Genomic DNA, 17991 nt, shown 5'->3' on the forward strand with positions numbered 1-17991 from the left:
AAAAATGCCATCATGAGTCTGTGACAAACTGTGGCGCTTTGCCGCATCGCTGCAGCGAGGCGCCCGGCTTCGGTATACTCCAGCCGATTTTCCTGGAGCACTCATTGGGAGAGCTCATGCTCGCCGTCGCACAACCGTTGTCCGCTACACGCCAGAACCTCTGGCGCCTGACCTTCATCCGCATTCTCGTGCTGGCGGCCCAGGCCGGCTCCGTGGGCGTGGCCTACTGGACCGAGCTGCTGCCGTTGCCGTGGTTCTCGCTGGCGGTGACGCTGGCGCTGTCGTCGCTGCTGTGCGCGTTCACCGCCCTGCGCCTGCGCTTGTCGCTGCCGGTCACCGAGCTCGAATACGCCCTGCAGCTGGCCTGCGATCTGCTGATCCACAGCGCCCTGCTTTATTACTCGGGCGGTTCGACCAACCCCTTCGTCTCTTATTACCTGGTGCCGCTGGCGATCGCCGCAGTGACGCTGCCATGGATCTACTCGCTGGTGCTCTCGGGCATCGCCCTGGTGGCCTACAGCTTGCTGCTGGTGCAGTACTACCCGTTGGAAACGCTGCCGCTGGCGCGTGACACCATGCAGGTCTACGGCATGTGGCTGAGCATTGCCCTGGCTGCCGGGGTGATCACCTTCTTCGCCGCGCGCATGGCCGAGGAGCTGCGTCGGCAGGAGAACCTGCGTGCCGAGCGGCGCGAGGAGAGCCTGCGCGACGAGCAACTGCTGGCCGTGGCCACCCAGGCCGCTGGCGCCGCCCATGAGCTGGGCACGCCGCTGGCGACCATGAGCGTGCTGCTCAACGAGATGCGTCAGGATCATGCCGACCCCCTGTTGCAGGAAGACCTGCAGATCCTTCAGGACCAGGTCAAACTGTGCAAGGAAACCTTGCAGCAACTGGTGCGCGCCGCCGAGGCCAACCGGCGCCTGGCGATCGTCGAGCAGGATGTCACCGCCTGGCTGGACGAGGCGCTCAACCGCTGGCACCTGATGCGTCCGGAGGCCAGCTATCGCTTCCAGCGCCTGCGCGATGGCGTGGTGCCGCGGCTGACACCGCCGCCGGACCTGACCCAGGCGCTGCTGAACCTGTTGAACAACGCCGCCGATGCCTGCCCGGACGACCTGGAGGTGCGCCTGGACTGGGACGCCCAGGACATCGTCATCAGCATCCGCGACCATGGCCCCGGCGTGCCGCCGGCCATCGCCGAGGCGATCGGCAAACCCTTCATTACCACCAAGGGCAAAGGCTTCGGCCTGGGCCTGTTCTTGAGCAAGGCCAGCGTGACGCGTGCGGGCGGTTCGGTGAAACTCTATAGTCATGAGCAGGGTGGCACCCTGACCGAATTGCGCCTGCCCCATGGCAAGCGAGGAGATGCAAGATGAGCGAAGAAAACCAGGTCGAAGGCGAAGAACTGCCGCACCTGCTGCTGGTGGATGACGACGCCACCTTTACCCGGGTGATGGCCCGAGCCATGGCCCGTCGCGGGTTCCGCGTGAGCACTGCGGGTTCCGCCGAGGAAGGCCTGAAGCTGGCCGAGCAGGACCTGCCGGACTACGCCACGCTGGACCTGAAGATGGAAGGCGACTCTGGCCTGGTGCTGCTGCCCAAGCTGCTGGAGCTGGACCCGGAGATGCGGGTGGTGATCCTGACCGGCTACTCGAGCATCGCCACGGCGGTCGAGGCGGTCAAGCGCGGAGCCTGCAACTACCTGTGCAAGCCGGCGGACGCCGACGATGTGCTGGCGGCGCTGCTCTCGGAGCACACCGACCTGGACACCCTGGTGCCGGAAAACCCGATGTCGGTGGATCGCCTGCAGTGGGAGCATATCCAGCGGGTACTGAGCGAGCACGAAGGCAACATTTCCGCCACGGCGCGGGCGCTGGGCATGCACCGGCGCACGCTGCAGCGCAAGTTGCAGAAGCGCCCGGTGCGGCGCTGACGCACATTCCTGTAGGAGCGGCCTTGCGCCGCGAAAGGGCTGCGCAGCAGCCCCGATCTCGGTGGAACGCTGAAACCGCCGGGGCCGCCTTGCGGCCCTTTCGCGGCGCAAGGCCGCTCCTACAGGGATTGCGCATGGCCCGATGAGAGGCCCCCGCCTTCTATCAGGCTTTCACCCCCGAGCGGTCAACCCGCACCGCCAGCTGCCCAGCCCCCGATGGGGCCTCGAACGCCACCTGTCCCCCTGCCGGCACTTTCGCCCGGCCAATTACCTTGCCAGCACGCAGCAACTCCAGCGGCATGCCTTCCATCGACTGGCCCGAAGCCAGTTCCAGTTTGATCTTGATAGTCATCGGTAACCTCCTTGTCACGCGTTGCGATCGATATAGAGCGTGGTCTTGCCGTCCAGGCTGGCGATCAGTTCCGGTGAACCGCCGCGGAACTGGCGGAACAGATTGCGCCCGCGCTGCTTGCCGTCCGCTGGCACCTGCACGCTCGGGTGGAACTGGTCGGTCAACTCGACATAGGCGCTCCACGGGCCGATATACGACTCGTTGAGCTGGTCGGTGATGCTGAAGGCGTAGCGCACCGCGTTGCCCCGCTGCCAGTTCAGGCCATCGGGCTCGCGGCGCTCCCAGCCGGTGATCGCCGGCGAGGCAGCCGGGGCATCGATGAAGCCGGTGGGCTTGTTCGGCTTGTAGTCCTTGAGCAGCAGGTAGGTGCTCCAGCCCCACCAGTCGCCGATGCGGTTGCGATCGTTGAGGTCGTTGACATCCTTGCGCCGCAGCACGGTCTTGCCGTCCTGGAAGTACAGCGGGGCGAAGTTGCCGGGCACCAGGTCCTGCTCGGCGGCCCGCAGGTCGGGCGCCAGGCGCAGCGCCGCGAAGTCCTTCGCCGCCGGCGCGCGACCTTCGGCGAAGGCCTGGAACACCTCGTCGGCCGAGCGTTGCACGGCGCGGCCCACCTGGCGACGGTTGGCCACATCGACGCTGTCGAAGTAGCGCTTGTCGCCGTAGGCGCGCCATTGCTCGCCTTCGGCATTACGCACGGCCAGGCCGTACTTGCTGTCCTCGTCGTGCATGAAGCGCGAGATCAGCGAGCCGACGTCACTCGGCGTGACGGTATCGGCCAGGGCCTTGCGCGGCACCCGCAGGTGGCCGGCGGAGAACAGGTCGGTGAGGAAGTGGTCGGCGAAGGCGTTCATCGCGTAGGCCAGTTGCAGGTCGCGCTCCTCGCCGCTGGCGCGGGCTTTCAGCGCCTGCTGCAGGGCGGCGGCGTGGCCGGCCTGGTAGGCCGCCAGCGCCCAGGGGCCGAAGTGATCCCAGTTGCTGGCGGCCAGTTTCAGGTAGCGGCCCAGGGGAAATAGGTCGGAGGCGAAGCTGCCGCCACCGGTGATGCGGTTCCAGCGCGCCGACAGGCTGTCACCCAGCGCGTCATAGGCCTCGTGGGGCTGGCGGCCGTCCTTGATGGCCTGGTTGGCGGCGCCGATTTCTTCCTGCATGACCGCAAGGATCTGTTCGGCTTCCGCCTTGGCCGCCGGCAGGCGCGCCAGGGAGTCGAAGGCCTGGGTGAAGCGTTCGATCCGCTCGGCGTCGTTGGCGCCATCGGCGATCGGGCGCTCGGGCAAGCCGTAGAAGTCGCCGCCCAGGGCAATCACCTGGCCATAGGTCAGGCTCAGGCCGTTGGGCAACGGCAGCGGCGACTGGTGGGCGGGGATACCCGGTTGACCTGCTTCAAAGCGCAGCAGGGTGTTGTCGCCGATGGCGGTGTGTTCGCCGCCTTCGAAGAACAGCTCCGGTCCGCGCCGTGCGGATGGGCCGCGCGCCGGTGGCGGCGCAAGGCGGTGGTACTTGACGGTGTGATGGCCATGCATGACCAGCACCAGATGGCTGTCGCTGCCGGGCAGGGCGACGCCCTGTTCCTCGAACAGTTGCTCGAGGTCGGCGACCACCAGCGTTGCCTGGGCCTTCGCGGCCGCAGGCATTGTGTGCATTCCTGACATGATTTGCTCCTTGCAATGTCCGGATAATCCATTTTTATACTGTATGCATATACAGTAATCCGTACTATATTCAGGAAAATTCCTACGTCAAGACCTCTTTGTGCGGGTATCTGGCTGCTGTGGCGGGCGCAACTCCCCCGGCACTCACGTATGATGGCGCCCCTGACGGTATTTCCCGGGAACACGTTGCATGCTTGCCCTTCTCATCCAGACACTGAACATCACGGCCCCTGTGTTCGCCATGCTGTTCATGGGCGTGCTGCTCAAGCGCATCCGCTTGATCGACGACAACTTCAACCGGGTCGCCTCGAAGCTGGTGTTCAACGTGTGCATGCCAGCGCTGCTGTTCCTCGGCATCTACCACGCCGATCTGGCGTCGGCGGTGAAGCCTGGGGTGATCCTCTACTTCGTGGTCGCGACACTGGCGTGTTTCGGCCTGGCCTGGGGCCTGGCGATCTGGCGCTGCCCGCGGGCGGACCGGGGCGTCTACACGCAGGGCGCGTTTCGCGGCAACAACGGCGTGATCGGCCTGGCACTGGCGGCCAGCCTGTATGGCGACTACGGTATATCCCTCGGCGCGGTGCTGGCCGGGTTGGTGATCCTCATGTACAACTCGCTGTCGGCGGTGGTCCTGGCGGTGTACAGCCCGGACCTGAAGTCCGACCCGTGGAGCATCTGCAAGAGCATCCTCAGCAACCCGTTGATCATCAGCGTGCTGGTGGCCACGCCCATGGCGTATGGCCAGGTGCCGCTGCCCAACTGGCTGCTGACCTCGGGGGACTACCTGGCGCAGATGACCTTGCCGCTGGCGCTGATCTGCATCGGCGGCACCCTGTCACTGGCGGCGCTGCGCGACAGTGGCCGGTTGGCCATCGACGTCAGCCTGGTGAAGATGGTCTGGCTGCCGGTGCTGGGAACGCTTGGCGCCTGGTTGTGCGGTTTTCGCGGTGCGGAGCTTGGCATTCTGTTCCTTTACATCGGCAGCCCCACCGCGGCGGCCAGTTATGTGATGGCGCGGGAGGCCAACGGTAACCATGAGCTGGCGGCATCGATCATCGTGATCACCACGCTGATGGCCGCCGTCACCACGAACATCGGGATTTTCTTCTTGCAATGGGGTGGATGGATTTAGTGTGGTGTTTCACAAATAACGACCATAATTCGCGGCGCTTTTTGCGCTCATGCGGCGTTGTCGCTCCTCGCCGTAGCTGGGCTACGACTCGTCGCGACGCCTTGCCTGAGCACAAAAATCGCTCGCGACTTATTGGCCGTATTTGTAAAACACCACACTCGTCCAGTTGCAAGCAAAACCAATAACACTGCCTCACCTAAAGGACACTTCATGCAAGACCAGAGCACGCCCGAGCGCTTGCAGCGCGGGCTGAAGAATCGCCATATCCAGCTGATCGCGCTGGGCGGGGCCATCGGCACCGGGCTGTTCCTGGGCATCGCCCAGACCATCCAGCTGGCCGGCCCGTCGGTGTTGCTGGGCTACGCCATCGCCGGCCTGATGGCCTTCCTGATCATGCGCCAGCTGGGCGAGATGGTGGTCGAGGAGCCGGTCGCCGGCAGCTTCAGCCATTTCGCCCACCAGTACTGGAGCGAGTTCGCCGGTTTCGTCTCGGGCTGGAACTACTGGGTGGTCTACGTGCTGGTCGGCATGGCCGAGCTCACCGCGGTGGGCATCTATGTGCAGTACTGGTGGCCGGACTTCCCCACCTGGGCCACGGCGGCGATCTTCTTCGTGGTGATCAACGCGATCAACCTGACCCAGGTGAAGGTGTACGGCGAAATGGAGTTCTGGTTCGCCCTGGTCAAGGTGGTGGCGATCGTCAGCATGATCGGCTTCGGCGCCTGGCTGCTGACCAGTGGCCACGGTGGGCCGGATGCCAGCGTCGCCAACCTTTGGCAGTACGGTGGCTTCTTCCCCAATGGTGTCACCGGGCTGATCATGGCCCTGGCGGTGATCATGTTCTCCTTTGGTGGCCTGGAGCTGGTGGGCATCACCGCCGCCGAGGCGGCCAACCCGCGTGAGAGCATCCCGAAGGCCACCAACCAGGTGGTCTATCGCATCCTGATCTTCTACATCGGCGCGCTGGCCGTGCTGCTGTCGCTGTATCCGTGGCAGAAGGTGGTGCAGGGTGGCAGTCCGTTCGTGATGATCTTCCACGAGCTGGACAGCGACCTGGTTGCGACGATCCTCAACGTTGTGGTGCTGACCGCCGCGCTGTCGGTCTACAACAGCTGTGTGTACGCCAACAGTCGCATGCTGTTCGGCCTGGCCACGCAGGGTGACGCGCCGCGCCAGCTGCTCAAGGTCAGCCGTCGTGGCGTGCCGCTCACCGCGCTGGGCGTGTCGGCCTTCGCCACTGGTCTGTGCGTGGTGATCAACTACCTGATGCCGGGCGAGGCCTTCGGTCTGCTCATGGCTCTGGCGGTGTCGGCACTGGTGATCAACTGGGCGAGCATCAGCATTACCCACCTGAAGTTCCGCAAGGCCAAGCTGGCGGCGGGTATCCAGCCGTTCTACCGGAGCCTGGGGCATCCGCTGACCAACTACCTGTGCCTGGCGTTCATCGTGTTGATCCTGGTGGTGATGTACCTGACGCCGCCGATTCGTATTTCGGTGATGTTGATTCCGGCGTGGATTGCTGTGTTGTGGGTGGCATTCCGGATCAAGAAAGCGCGGCAGGCCTGATTTTATCTAGTTCGGTTTCGGGATGTTCATGGCGTCCTGAAACCGAGCAGGCTTGGATGGCGTATTATGGTCCTTCAAGTTTGTTTTCAATCTCTCGGTTGCCATCGCAGGCAGTTAACACATTGCCAATGATCTAACCTCCAACTTCGCATCTCGTGATCGTGATCTTGATCTTGATCTTGATCTTGATCTTGATCTTGATCTTGATCTTGATCTTGATCTTGCTGTTGCTTCTAAGTGCGCGATAGTTCAGGCGACGCCAATTGCGACTTCAGGAGGCCGAGCGGAGTTCTTGCGAAGGGAGGTGACGGGCATGGATGCCCGTCAAGCGCTGCGCCCCAGGATGGGGCGTTCAGCGCGGTCCTCCCGGGAGCAAGAACGGAGCGAGGGGACCCCGGAGCGAAGCGTAGGGGCCGGATGAATGGAGCGAGGATTTTTTGGTTCCTTTTTGATCCTTCAAAAAGGGACCCGCCGTAAGGGCGGAAAGGTGACTATACGTCGCCATCGCAAATGAATGCGCATATAACTTTCAAAACACACGCTCTGAAAGTCAAAGTCAAAGTCAAAGTCAAAGTCAAAGTCAAAGTCAAAGTCAAAGTCAAAATCGGTCGGCGCGGGTTTCTACAGGTGCAAGCGCATTCATTTACGATGTCGACGCATAGTCACCCTTTCGCCCCCCGGCGAGTCACTTTTTGTCAAACGCGACAAAAAGTAACCAAAAAACGCTGCGCTCCATTCATCCGGCCCTCCGCTTCGCTCCGGGTCCCCTCACTCCGGCCTTGCTCCCGGGAGGACCGCGCTGCAGGGCCCATCCTGGGCCCCAGCGCTTGACGGGCATCCATGCCCGTCACCTCCCTCCGCAAGGCCTGCGTTCGGCCTCCTGAAGTCGCGAAGGCACGGGCGGCGCCTGGGCTGGCGCAGCTTTCGCTAGCTGACAGGGTGGCTAATCTTCCGGTCGCCAAGCGGTATGGATCACCTACGGGTTACACAGAAGTTCACTCACATAGGTGACAGTCATGACGGGGGAAAAGCAGTTTGCATAGTCAGTGCACGCCCTTAGTCCGTAGAGCTCGCCTGATAGCTATCAATCACTTCCTGCGCCGCCCGAAACGCATCAATCGCCGCCGGCACCCCGGCATACACCGCGCAATGCAGCAGCGCCTCGCGGATCTCCTCAACGGTGCAACCGTTGTTAAGCGCCCCGCGTACGTGCCCCTTGAGCTCCTGCGGGCACTTGAGCGCGGTCAGGGTGGCCAGGGTTATCAGGCTGCGGGTCTTCAGCGGCAACCCATCACGGGCCCAGATACTCCCCCAGGCATGTTCGTTGACGAAGTCCTGCAGCGGTTGGGTGAACGCGGTCGCATTGCCCAGGGCGCGATCGACGAAGGCATCACCCATCACCTGGCGACGAATGCTTTCGCCGGTCTGTTTCGTGTCAGCCATGTTGTTTTCCTTAGTGTTGGCGGCGCCAGGCACGAGCCGTGGTGTACAGCAGCACGACCCCGAGCACGGGCATCACATAGAACAGCATCAATCGTTCAAGGCGTCCGGCCAGCGGCATGCCGGTGGTGAAGGCCACCACATGCAGGCCGTAGGCCAGGTACAGGCACAGGAACACCAGGCCTTCGGCGCGGGTGACCCGGTAGCCGGAATAGAACACCGGCAGGCACAGGGCGGCGACGCCGAGCATCACCGGCAGGTCGAAGTCCAGGGCGTTGGGTGAGATCGACAACGGCTCGGGGGTGATCACCGCCGTGAGCCCCAGCACCGCCAGCAGGTTGAACAGGTTGCTGCCGATCACCGTGCCCACGGCGATCTCCCGTTCGCCGCGCAGGGCCGCGATCAGCGCGGCGGCCAGCTCCGGCAACGAAGTGCACACAGCCACCACGGTCAGGCCGATGATGCGTTCGGACAGGCCCAGGTCGGTGGCCACCTCGATCACTGCCTCGAGCAACAGGTGGCCGGCCAGGCTCAGGAGGCCCAGGCCCACGACAACTTGCAGCACTGTCCTGCTCCAGAAGCGCAGCGGGCTGCCGTGTACGGTGCTCGGCGCGGGGTAGGTGCGGGCGTAGTGGCGTGACTGATGCCAGAGCATGGCCAGGTAGCCCAGCAGGCCGAGCAGCAGCAGGCCGCCTTCCAGGCGACCGAGTTGGCCGTTGAGCGCTAGCAGGTACACCAGGGCGCTGGCCAGGATCATCAGTGGGATGTCCAGGCGCACCAGTTGACGCGACACGCGCAGCGGAATGATCAACGCCGCCAGACCGAGGATCACCAGCACGTTGAAGATGTTGCTGCCAACGACACTGCCCAGCGCCACGTCCGGCGCGCCCTGGTAGGCGGCCTGCAGGCTCACGGTCAGCTGTGGCGCGGTACTGCCGAAGGCCACCAGGCTCAGGCCGATGATCAGCGGGCGCACGTGCAGGCGGCCGGCCAGGCGCAGGGCGGCACGCACCAGCAGTTCGGCGCCGATGATCAGCAGCACGAGGCCCAGGCCCAGTTGCAGCAGGCTGAAGGCGGGGAGGGTGGCCAGGTCGAAAATGGCGAGGGCTCCAGTCAGGTCAATCGCTCAGACCTTGTACCCGGACTCGCGCGGTTCCGCTACGGAGCATGCCGATTTTTTCTGCGGCGGCGCGTGACAGGTCGATCAGCCGGCCACGGGTATGCGGGCCGCGGTCGTTGATGCGCACCACGACGCTGCGCTGGTTGGACAGGTTGGTGACCAGCACCCGGCTGCCGAAGGGCAGGCTGCGGTGGGCGGCGGTGAGGCCGTGCTGGTTGAAGGGTTCGCCGCTGGCGGTGCGTTTGCCGTGGTGACGGGCGCCGTAGTAGGAGGCGGTGCCGGTCTGGTCGTAGCCGCGAGGGTCGATGTCATGGCTGGCGCAGCCGGCCAGGAGGGAGAAGAGGGTGAGGGTGGTGAGGGAACGCTTGATCAAGTCGAATGCTCCGATTCAGGCACTGGGACCGCTATGCGGTCCTTTCGCGGCACAAGGCCGCTCCTACAGGTACAGCGTGACCTGTGGGAGCGGGCTTGCCCCGCGATCGGGATCACCCTTCGAGCTTGGCCTTGAGCAATTGGTTCACTTGCCCCGGGTTGGCCTTGCCTTTCGACGCCTTCATCGCCTGGCCGACGAAGAAGCCGAACATCTTGCCGCGCTTGGCCTCGTCGGCGGCGCGGTACTGTTCGACCTGTTCGGCGTTGGCGGCGAGCATCTCGTCGAGCATCTTGTCGATTGCGCCGGTGTCGGTGACCTGCTTGAGACCTTTGCTTTCGATGATGCCGTCGGCATCGCCTTCACCGGCGGCCATGGCCTCGAACACGGTTTTGGCGATCTTGCCGCTGATGGTGTTGTCGCGGATGCGCAGCAGCATGCCGCCGAGGTGCTCGGCGCTGACCGGCGACTGGTCGATCTCGACACCCAGCTTGTTCAGCAGGCTGCCCAGCTCGACCATGACCCAGTTGGCGGCCAGCTTGGCGTCGCCGCCGATCTTCACCACCTGCTCGAAGTAGTCGGCCTGCTCGCGGCTGGAGGCCAGCACGTTGGCGTCGTAGGCCGACAGGCCGTACTGGCTCTGGAAGCGCTCGACCTTCTGCGGCGGCAGCTCCGGCAGGGCGGCGCGCACGCTGTCGAGGAAGCTCGGCTCGATGACCACCGGCAGCAGGTCAGGGTCGGGGAAGTAACGGTAGTCGTTGGCTTCCTCCTTGCTGCGCATGGAGCGGGTCTCGTCCTTGTTCGGGTCGTACAGGCGGGTTTCCTGCACCACCTTGCCGCCATCCTCGATCAGGTCGATCTGGCGCTGGATCTCGCTGTTGATCGCCCGCTCGATGAAGCGGAACGAGTTGACGTTCTTGATCTCGCAGCGGGTGCCGAACTCGGTCTGGCCTTTCGGGCGGATCGAGACGTTGCAGTCGCAACGCAGCGAGCCTTCGGCCATGTTGCCGTCGCAGATGCCCAGGTAGCGCACCAGGGCGTGGATGGCCTTGACGTAGGCCACGGCCTCTTTGGCGCTGCGCATGTCCGGCTCGGAGACGATCTCCAGCAGCGGCGTGCCGGCGCGGTTCAGGTCGATGCCGGTGGCGCCGTTGAAGTCTTCGTGCAGGCTCTTGCCGGCATCTTCTTCAAGGTGCGCGCGGGTCACGCCGATGCGCTTGATGGTGCCGTCTTCCAGGGCGATGTCCAGGTGGCCCTTGCCGACGATCGGCAGGTCCATCTGGCTGATCTGATAGCCCTTGGGCAGGTCGGGGTAGAAGTAGTTCTTGCGCGCGAACACGTTGCGCGGGCCGATCTCGGCATCGATCGCCAGGCCGAACATGCACGCCATGCGCACGGCTTCCTGGTTGAGCACCGGCAGCACGCCGGGCATGCCCAGGTCGACCAGGCTGGCCTGGGTGTTCGGCTCGGAGCCGAAGGTGGTGGCGCTGCCGGAGAAGATCTTCGACTGGGTGGCGAGCTGGGTATGAATCTCCAGCCCGATCACAACTTCCCATTGCATGTGTGAACTCCTCAGAAGCCGTTGGGGGCGCGGGTGTGCCAGTCGGTGACTTGCTGGTAACGGTGCGCGATGTTGAGCAGGCGGCCTTCCTGGAAGTACGGGGCCAGCAGTTGCACGCCCACCGGCAGGCCGTCGACGAAGCCGGCCGGCATCGACAGGCCAGGCAGGCCCGCCAGGTTGGCGGTGATGGTGTAGAGGTCTTCAAGGTACTCGGCGACCGGGTCGCCGGCCTTGGCACCGATCTTCCAGGCCGGGTTCGGCGTGGTCGGGCCGATGATCACGTCGACCTCCTCGAAGGCGGCCATGAAGTCGTTCTTGATCAGTCGGCGGATCTGCTGCGCCTTGACGTAGTAGGCGTCGTAGTAGCCGGCCGACAGGGCGTAGGTGCCGACCATGATGCGGCGCTGCACTTCGGCACCGAAGCCTTCACCACGGGAACGCTTGTACAGGTCGGTGAGGTCCTTGGGATCCTCGCAACGGTAGCCGAAGCGCACGCCGTCGAAACGCGACAGGTTGGAGGAGGCCTCCGCCGGGGCGATCACGTAGTACGCCGGAATGGCGTGCTGCATGTTCGGCAGGCTGATTTCCTTGACCACCGCGCCGAGCTTCTCCAGCTCCTTGACGCTGGCCTGGACCAGGTCGGCGATGCGCGGGTCGAGGCCGGCGCCGAAGTATTCCTTCGGCAGGCCGATGCGCAGGCCTTGCAGCGAGGCGTTCAGGTTGGCGCTGAAGTCCGGCACCGGCTCGTCGACCGAGGTCGAGTCCTTGGTGTCGAAGCCGGCCATGCCTTGCAGCAGCAGGGCACAGTCCTCGGCGGTGCGGGCCAGCGGGCCGCCCTGGTCGAGGCTCGAGGCGTAGGCGATCATGCCCCAGCGCGACACGCGGCCGTAGGTGGGCTTGAGGCCGGTGAGGTTGGTCAGCGCCGCCGGCTGGCGGATCGAGCCGCCGGTGTCGGTGCCAGTGGTGGCCGGCAGCAGGCGCGCGGCCACGGCGGCGGCCGAGCCGCCGGACGAGCCGCCCGGCACGTGCTCGAGGTTCCACGGGTTCTTCACCGCGCCGTAGTGGCTGGACTCGTTGGCCGAGCCCATGGCGAATTCGTCCATGTTGGTCTTGCCCAGGGTGACCATGCCGGCCTCGGCCAGCTTGGCAACCACGGTGGCGTCGTACGGGGCGGTGAAGTTGTCGAGCATCTTCGAGCCGCAGCTGGTGCGCACGCCGTTGGTGCAGAACAGGTCTTTGTGGGCGATCGGCGCGCCCAGCAGCGCGCCGGTCTCGCCGGCGGCGCGACGGGCGTCGGCGGCGCGCGCCTGCTCCAGGGCCTGGGTTTCGGTGATGGTGATGAAGCTGTTGAGCTGCGGGTCGAGCTGCTTGATGCGCGACAGCAGGGCGCCGGTCAGTTCTTCCGAGGAGAACGACTTGTCGGCGAGGCCACGGGCGATCTCGGCCAGAGTGAGTTGATGCATGGCAGGCGCTATCCCTTAATCGATGACTTTCGGAACCAGGTACAGACCGTTCTCGGTCGACGGAGCGACGGCCTGGTAGCGGTCGCGCTGGTTGCTTTCGGTGACCTGGTCGGGACGCAGGCGCTGGGTGGTCTCCAGCGGGTGGGCGAGGGGTTCCACGCCGGAGGTGTCGACGGCTTGCATCTGGTCGACCAGCCCGAGAATACTGTTCAAGGCATCGGTGGTGCGTGGCAATTCGCCTTCATTCAGGCCCAGGCGGGCCAGATGGGCGATCTTTTCCACGTCGGAGCGTTGAAGCGCCATGGGGATCTCCAGGAAAACGACAGACGGAATGAGTCCGCAAATGAGGAACATGCTGGGATTCTGGCGGTCAAAGGGCCGCGATCATCGGCAGGCATGCTCGGAAAAACAGCCAATTTAACATATTGGCTCCTTGCCCAAAATCCCTGCCATTGTTAGAGTTTGCCGCACTTTTTTACCCACGCTTTCCCCAGGGTCACTTTCCCATGTTCAAGAAACTGCGTGGCATGTTTTCCAGCGATCTGTCCATCGACCTGGGTACTGCCAACACCCTTATTTACGTGCGTGAGCGCGGTATCGTCCTGAATGAGCCCTCGGTGGTTGCCATCCGCACCCACGGCAACCAGAAAAGCGTCGTCGCAGTCGGTACCGAAGCCAAGCGCATGCTGGGCCGTACGCCTGGCAACATTGCAGCCATTCGCCCGATGAAGGACGGCGTGATCGCCGACTTCAGCGTTTGTGAAAAAATGTTGCAGTACTTCATCAACAAAGTGCACGAAAACAGCTTCCTGCAGCCCAGCCCTCGCGTGCTGATCTGCGTGCCGTGCAAGTCGACCCAGGTCGAGCGCCGCGCCATCCGTGAATCGGCCCTTGGCGCCGGTGCCCGCGAAGTGTTCCTGATCGAAGAGCCAATGGCCGCCGCCATCGGTGCCGGCCTGCCGGTCGAAGAGGCCCGCGGCTCGATGGTCGTCGACATCGGTGGCGGTACCACCGAAATCGCCCTGATCTCGCTCAACGGCGTGGTCTACGCCGAATCCGTTCGCGTCGGCGGCGACCGCTTCGACGAAGCCATCGTCACCTACGTGCGCCGCAACTACGGCAGCCTGATCGGCGAATCCACCGCCGAGCGCATCAAGCAGGAAATCGGTACCGCCTACCCGGGCGGCGAAGTGCGCGAAGTCGACGTCCGTGGCCGCAACCTGGCCGAAGGCGTGCCGCGTGCCTTCACCCTGAACTCCAACGAAGTGCTCGAAGCGCTGCAGGAATCCCTGGCGACCATCGTCCAGGCGGTCAAGAGCGCCCTGGAGCAGTCGCCGCCCGAGCTGGCCTCGGACATCGCCGAGCGTGGCCTGGTGCTGACCGGCGGTGGCGCGCTGCTGCGCGACCTCGACAAGCTGCTGGCCCAGGAAACCGGCCTGCCGGTGATCGTCGCCGAAGACCCGCTGACCTGCGTCGCCCGCGGCGGTGGTCGTGCGCTGGAGATGATGGACAAGCACGCCATGGACCTGCTCTCCAGCGAGTGATCGCTGTGCAGTAGCATCCTCAGGTTTACAGGTGGCACGCACAGTGCTACCTGTATGCGCTGTGCTGGCGCCCGCCCGGGCGCCGTTTCCGTCAATCCGCAGCAGGCCGGTGCATTGCCCCATGTCCCATGACCTTCTGAGTCGTCCACGAGGAACGGCCCATTAAACCGCTTTTCTCCAAGGGCCCCTCGCTGGGCGTTCGCCTGCTCGTGCTGGTGGTGATGTCGGTCGCGCTGATGGTGGTCGACTCGCGCTTCGACCTGCTCAAGCCGGTGCGCAGCCAGATGGGCCTGGTGCTGATGGAATCCTACTGGATCACCGATCTGCCACAGCGCATGTGGCAGGGCGTGGCCGGCCAGTTCGGCAGCCGCACCGAGCTGATCGCCGAGAACGAGAAACTCAAGACCGAGGCCCTGCTGTTGCAGGGGCGCCTGCAGAAGCTGGCGGCCCTGACCGAGCAGAACGTGCGCCTGCGCGAGTTGCTCAACTCCTCGGCGCTGGTCAACGAGAAGGTCGAGGTCGCCGAGCTGATCGGTGTCGACCCCAATCCCTTCACTCACCGCATCCTGATCAACAAGGGCGAGCGCGACGGCGTGTTTCTCGGCCAGCCGGTGCTTGATGCCCGTGGCCTGATGGGCCAGGTGGTCGAGCTGATGCCATACACCTCGCGGGTGCTGCTGCTCACCGACACTACCCACAGTATTCCGGTGCAGGTCAACCGCAACGGTCTGCGCGCCATCGCCAGCGGCACCGGCAATCCGGAGCGCCTCGAACTGCGCCATGTGGCCGACACCGCCGACATCAAGGAAGGCGACCTGCTGGTCAGTTCCGGCATGGGCCAGCGCTTCCCGGCCGGTTATCCGGTGGCCACGGTCAATGAAGTGATCCACGACTCCGGCCAGCCGTTCGCCATCGTCCGTGCCATTCCGACCGCCGCGCTCAACCGCAGCCGCTACATGCTGCTGGTGTTCAGCGACCGGCGCACTCCGGAAGAGCGCGCCACCGAGGCGGCGATTGCCCAGGAAGAAGCCGACCGCCAAGGCGCCGGCCATACTCCGCCAGCAGCCACGCCCGCGCCGGCCCATGCCGCGCAGCCCGCGTCTGGCAACGCTCCCGCGGCTGCGCCAACGACGCCCAGCCCGGCACCGGCGCAACCGGCCGCCACGCCCGCCCAACCCCGGAGACAATAATGGCCAGCACCCGTAGCAGAAACGGCTGGGCCATCTGGCTGACCTTCGCCATCGGCCTGTTGCTCAGCGTCTCGCCCATGCCGCAGTTCATGGAAGTGTTCCGGCCTATGTGGCTGGCCCTGCTGCTGGCCTTCTGGACCCTCGCCGTGCCCGGCAAGGTCGGCATGACCACGGCATTCCTGCTCGGCCTGGCCGAGGATGTGCTGTACGGCACCCTGCTCGGCCAGAATGCCCTGATCCTTACCCTGATCACCTTCCTGGTGCTGTCGTTGCAGCAGCGCCTGCGCATGTTCCCCATGTGGCAGCAGAGCCTGGTGATCCTGGTGATCTTCGGCATCGCCCAGCTGATCCAGCTGTGGCTCAGCGCGCTCACCGGCAATCGCCTGCCGACCCTGGCCCTGGTCTGGTCGGCGGTGATCAGCGCCCTGCTCTGGCCCTGGGTGAGTTTCGCCCTGCGCGGCCTGCGCGTTCGCCTGCACATTCACTGACGAGCCGCCGCCACTGACAGGGAGATGTCCATATGACTCAGCTGTACCTGGCCTCCGGCTCGCCGCGCCGGCGTGAACTGCTGACCCAGATCGGCGTGCCGTTCACCGTCGTCAGCGCACCCATTGATGAAACCCCGCTGCCGGGCGAAGCCCCGGCGGCCTATGTCGAGCGCCTGGCCCAGGCCAAGGCCGTGGCGGGCTTCGCCCACACCGACGGCGCCGGGGTGGTACTGGGCGCCGACACCACCGTGGTGCTCGATGGCCAGATCCTCGGCAAACCGGAGAACCGCGAGCAGGCGCTGGCCATGCTTGGCGACCTGTCCAAGCGCGAGCACCAGGTGCTCACTGCCGTGGCGCTGACCGACGGCCAGCGCAGCATCAGCCGCTGCGTCAGCACCACCGTGCGTTTTCGCACCATCTCCTTCGAGGAAGCACTGCGCTACTGGGACAGCGGCGAACCGGTCGACAAGGCCGGCGGCTATGCCATCCAGGGCCTGGGTGCGGTGTTCGTCAGCGCTATCGAGGGCAGCTACTCGGCCGTGGTCGGCCTGCCCCTGAGCGAGACCGCCGAGCTGCTCGAGCAGTTCGCCATCCCCTGTTGGCAGCAGCAAGAGGATATGACACCGCGCTAGCCAGCCATCCCGCAGCGATCCATGATTACCCGAGACCTTTGACGAGAGCCTGCCATGAGTGAAGAGATCCTGATCAACATCACCCCAATGGAGTCACGCGTGGCGGTGGTGGAGAACGGCGTCCTGCAGGAAGTGCACGTGGAGCGCACCCAGCGCCGAGGCATCGTTGGCAACATCTACAAAGGCAAGGTGGTACGGGTCCTGCCGGGCATGCAGGCGGCGTTCGTCGACATCGGCCTGGAGCGGGCGGCGTTCATTCATGCCTCGGAGATCTCCCAGCGCGAAGGCTCGGCGGTGGAAAACATCACCGCGCTGGTGCACGAAGGCCAGGCGCTGGTGGTGCAGGTCACCAAGGACCCCATCGGCAGCAAGGGCGCGCGCCTGACCACCCAGCTGTCGATTCCGTCGCGCTACCTGGTGTACATGCCGCGCAGCAGCCATGTCGGCATTTCCCTGAAGATCGAGGAAGAAGCCGAGCGCGAGCGCCTCAAGCAGGTGGTCACCGACTGCATGGCCCAGGAAGACATGAAGGACGCCGGCGGATTCATCCTGCGCACCGCCGCCGAGGGCGCCCGCGCCGAGGACATCCTCCAGGACATTCGTTACCTGCGCCGCCTGTGGGAGCAGATCGGCTCGCAGATCAAGACCTGCGGTGCGCCCGTGGTCATCTACGAGGATCTTGGCCTGGCCTTGCGCACCCTGCGTGACCTGGTCAACCCCAAGATCGAGAAGATCCGCATCGACTCGCGGGAAACCTTCCAGAAGACCACGCAGTTCGTCGCCGAGCTGATGCCGGAGATCGCCGATCGCCTGGAGCATTACCCCGGTGAGCGGCCGATCTTCGACCTGTATGGCGTGGAAGACGAGATCCAGCGCGCCCTCGAGCGCAAGGTGCCGCTCAAGTCCGGCGGCTACCTGGTGGTCGACCCGGCCGAGGCGATGACCACTATCGACGTCAACACCGGGGCGTTCGTCGGCCATCGCAACCTCGAAGAAACCATCTTCAAGACCAATCTCGAGGCCGCCACCGCCATTGCCCGGCAACTGCGCCTGCGCAACATCGGCGGGATCATCATCATCGACTTCATCGACATGGAAGACGAGGAGCACCAGCGCCAGGTCCTGCGAACCCTGGAGAAGCAGCTCGAACGTGATCATGCCAAGACCAACATCATCGGCATCACCGAGCTGGGCCTGGTGCAGATGACCCGCAAGCGCACCCGCGAAAGCCTTGAGCAGGTGCTGTGCGAGCCCTGCGCGGCGTGCCAGGGGCGCGGCAAGCTGAAGACTCCCGAGACGATCTGTTACGAAATTTTCCGCGAGATCCTGCGCGAGGCCCGTGCCTACCAGGCCGAGGGCTATCGGGTGCTGGCCAACCAGAAGGTGGTTGACCGCCTGCTCGATGAAGAATCGGGCAACGTCGCCGAACTGGAGACGTTCATCGGGCGAACCATCCGCTTCCAGGTGGAGTCCATGTATTCCCAGGAACAATACGATGTGGTGCTGCTCTGACCTTCGCTAATGGCGGTCGCCCCATGGACGGGCTGGCAA

17 protein-coding genes are annotated in these 17991 nt (G+C 64.7%); 9 read left to right on the forward strand and 8 right to left on the reverse strand.

Features of this window, described 5'->3' with window-relative positions; all coding sequences use genetic code 11:
• Positions 1–116 precede the first annotated feature (116 nt).
• Both K2O50_RS04720 and K2O50_RS04725 read left to right on the forward strand, forming a co-directional pair.
• Positions 117–1376, forward strand: coding sequence for an ATP-binding protein (locus tag K2O50_RS04720; protein WP_050704072.1), 1260 nt, complete (start codon positions 117–119; stop codon positions 1374–1376).
• A complete protein-coding gene (locus tag K2O50_RS04725) occupies positions 1373–1933 on the forward strand; it encodes a response regulator transcription factor (RefSeq protein ID WP_028689629.1) in 561 nt (186 codons plus the stop codon). The genes K2O50_RS04720 and K2O50_RS04725 overlap by 4 nt, the downstream gene beginning before the upstream one ends.
• A 163-nt stretch (positions 1934–2096) precedes the next feature.
• Here the strand turns inward: K2O50_RS04725 and K2O50_RS04730 are convergent, their stop codons facing one another.
• Together K2O50_RS04730 and K2O50_RS04735 are read right to left on the reverse strand one after the other, a co-directional pair.
• On the reverse strand, positions 2097–2285 hold the full coding sequence (locus K2O50_RS04730) for a hypothetical protein (RefSeq protein ID WP_050704073.1): 189 nt from the start codon (positions 2283–2285) through the stop codon (positions 2097–2099).
• Positions 2286–2299: 14 nt separating this feature from the next.
• A complete protein-coding gene (locus K2O50_RS04735; RefSeq protein ID WP_050704074.1) occupies positions 2300–3934 on the reverse strand; it encodes a hypothetical protein in 1635 nt (544 codons plus the stop codon).
• 190 nt (positions 3935–4124) lie between these two features.
• Between K2O50_RS04735 and K2O50_RS04740 the strand changes: the two genes are divergently transcribed.
• Positions 4125–5066, forward strand: a complete 942-nt coding sequence (locus K2O50_RS04740; protein ID WP_050704075.1) for an AEC family transporter — start codon at positions 4125–4127, stop codon at positions 5064–5066.
• A gap of 210 nt (positions 5067–5276) precedes the next feature.
• Positions 5277–6632, forward strand: a complete 1356-nt coding sequence (locus K2O50_RS04745; RefSeq protein ID WP_028689633.1) for an amino acid permease — start codon at positions 5277–5279, stop codon at positions 6630–6632.
• Between the two features lie 1056 nt (positions 6633–7688).
• On the opposite strand, the gene K2O50_RS04750 is transcribed toward K2O50_RS04745, so the two are convergent.
• The 6 genes from K2O50_RS04750 to gatC all read right to left on the reverse strand — a co-directional run bounded on the left by K2O50_RS04750 (position 7689) and on the right by gatC (position 12889).
• Positions 7689–8075 (reverse strand): carboxymuconolactone decarboxylase family protein, encoded by a 387-nt coding sequence (locus K2O50_RS04750; RefSeq protein ID WP_050704077.1) that lies wholly within the window; start codon positions 8073–8075, stop codon positions 7689–7691.
• Between the two features lie 10 nt (positions 8076–8085).
• Positions 8086–9129, reverse strand: coding sequence for a calcium/sodium antiporter (locus K2O50_RS04755; protein WP_050704078.1), 1044 nt, complete (start codon positions 9127–9129; stop codon positions 8086–8088).
• A gap of 61 nt (positions 9130–9190) precedes the next feature.
• The gene (locus tag K2O50_RS04760; protein WP_052896239.1) at positions 9191–9565 is read right to left on the reverse strand and encodes a septal ring lytic transglycosylase RlpA family protein; all 375 of its coding nucleotides are present in this window, start codon (positions 9563–9565) and stop codon (positions 9191–9193) included.
• A 112-nt stretch (positions 9566–9677) separates the two neighbouring features.
• Positions 9678–11123 carry an Asp-tRNA(Asn)/Glu-tRNA(Gln) amidotransferase subunit GatB gene (gene gatB, locus K2O50_RS04765; RefSeq protein WP_050704079.1) on the reverse strand — a complete coding sequence of 482 codons (1446 nt, stop codon included), beginning with the start codon at positions 11121–11123 and terminating at the stop codon, positions 9678–9680.
• An 11-nt stretch (positions 11124–11134) separates the two neighbouring features.
• Positions 11135–12586 (reverse strand): Asp-tRNA(Asn)/Glu-tRNA(Gln) amidotransferase subunit GatA, encoded by a 1452-nt coding sequence (gatA, locus tag K2O50_RS04770; RefSeq protein ID WP_050704080.1) that lies wholly within the window; start codon positions 12584–12586, stop codon positions 11135–11137.
• 15 nt (positions 12587–12601) lie between these two features.
• Entirely contained in the window at positions 12602–12889 is a 288-nt protein-coding gene (gatC, locus tag K2O50_RS04775; protein WP_050704081.1) for an Asp-tRNA(Asn)/Glu-tRNA(Gln) amidotransferase subunit GatC, read from the reverse strand.
• Positions 12890–13092: 203 nt separating this feature from the next.
• Here gatC and mreB point away from each other — a divergent pair, with 203 nt between their 5' ends.
• The 5 genes from mreB to rng all read left to right on the forward strand — a co-directional run bounded on the left by mreB (position 13093) and on the right by rng (position 17952).
• Positions 13093–14130, forward strand: a complete 1038-nt coding sequence (mreB, locus tag K2O50_RS04780; RefSeq protein ID WP_003255163.1) for a rod shape-determining protein MreB — start codon at positions 13093–13095, stop codon at positions 14128–14130.
• Positions 14131–14351: 221 nt separating this feature from the next.
• Positions 14352–15320: a rod shape-determining protein MreC gene (gene mreC / locus K2O50_RS04785; protein ID WP_050704107.1), complete on the forward strand. Its 969-nt coding sequence runs from the start codon at positions 14352–14354 to the stop codon at positions 15318–15320.
• Positions 15320–15808, forward strand: coding sequence for a rod shape-determining protein MreD (gene mreD / locus K2O50_RS04790; protein ID WP_028689641.1), 489 nt, complete (start codon positions 15320–15322; stop codon positions 15806–15808). The genes mreC and mreD overlap by 1 nt, the downstream gene beginning before the upstream one ends.
• 32 nt (positions 15809–15840) lie before the next feature.
• A complete protein-coding gene (locus K2O50_RS04795; protein WP_050704082.1) occupies positions 15841–16440 on the forward strand; it encodes a nucleoside triphosphate pyrophosphatase in 600 nt (199 codons plus the stop codon).
• A 54-nt stretch (positions 16441–16494) separates the two neighbouring features.
• Positions 16495–17952 (forward strand): ribonuclease G, encoded by a 1458-nt coding sequence (rng, locus tag K2O50_RS04800; RefSeq protein WP_050704083.1) that lies wholly within the window; start codon positions 16495–16497, stop codon positions 17950–17952.
• The last annotated feature ends 39 nt before the right edge of the window (positions 17953–17991 follow it).

This window comes from Pseudomonas sp. 2hn (assembly GCF_019646095.1).
Classification (GTDB): Bacteria; Pseudomonadota; Gammaproteobacteria; order Pseudomonadales; family Pseudomonadaceae; genus Aquipseudomonas; species Aquipseudomonas peradeniyensis.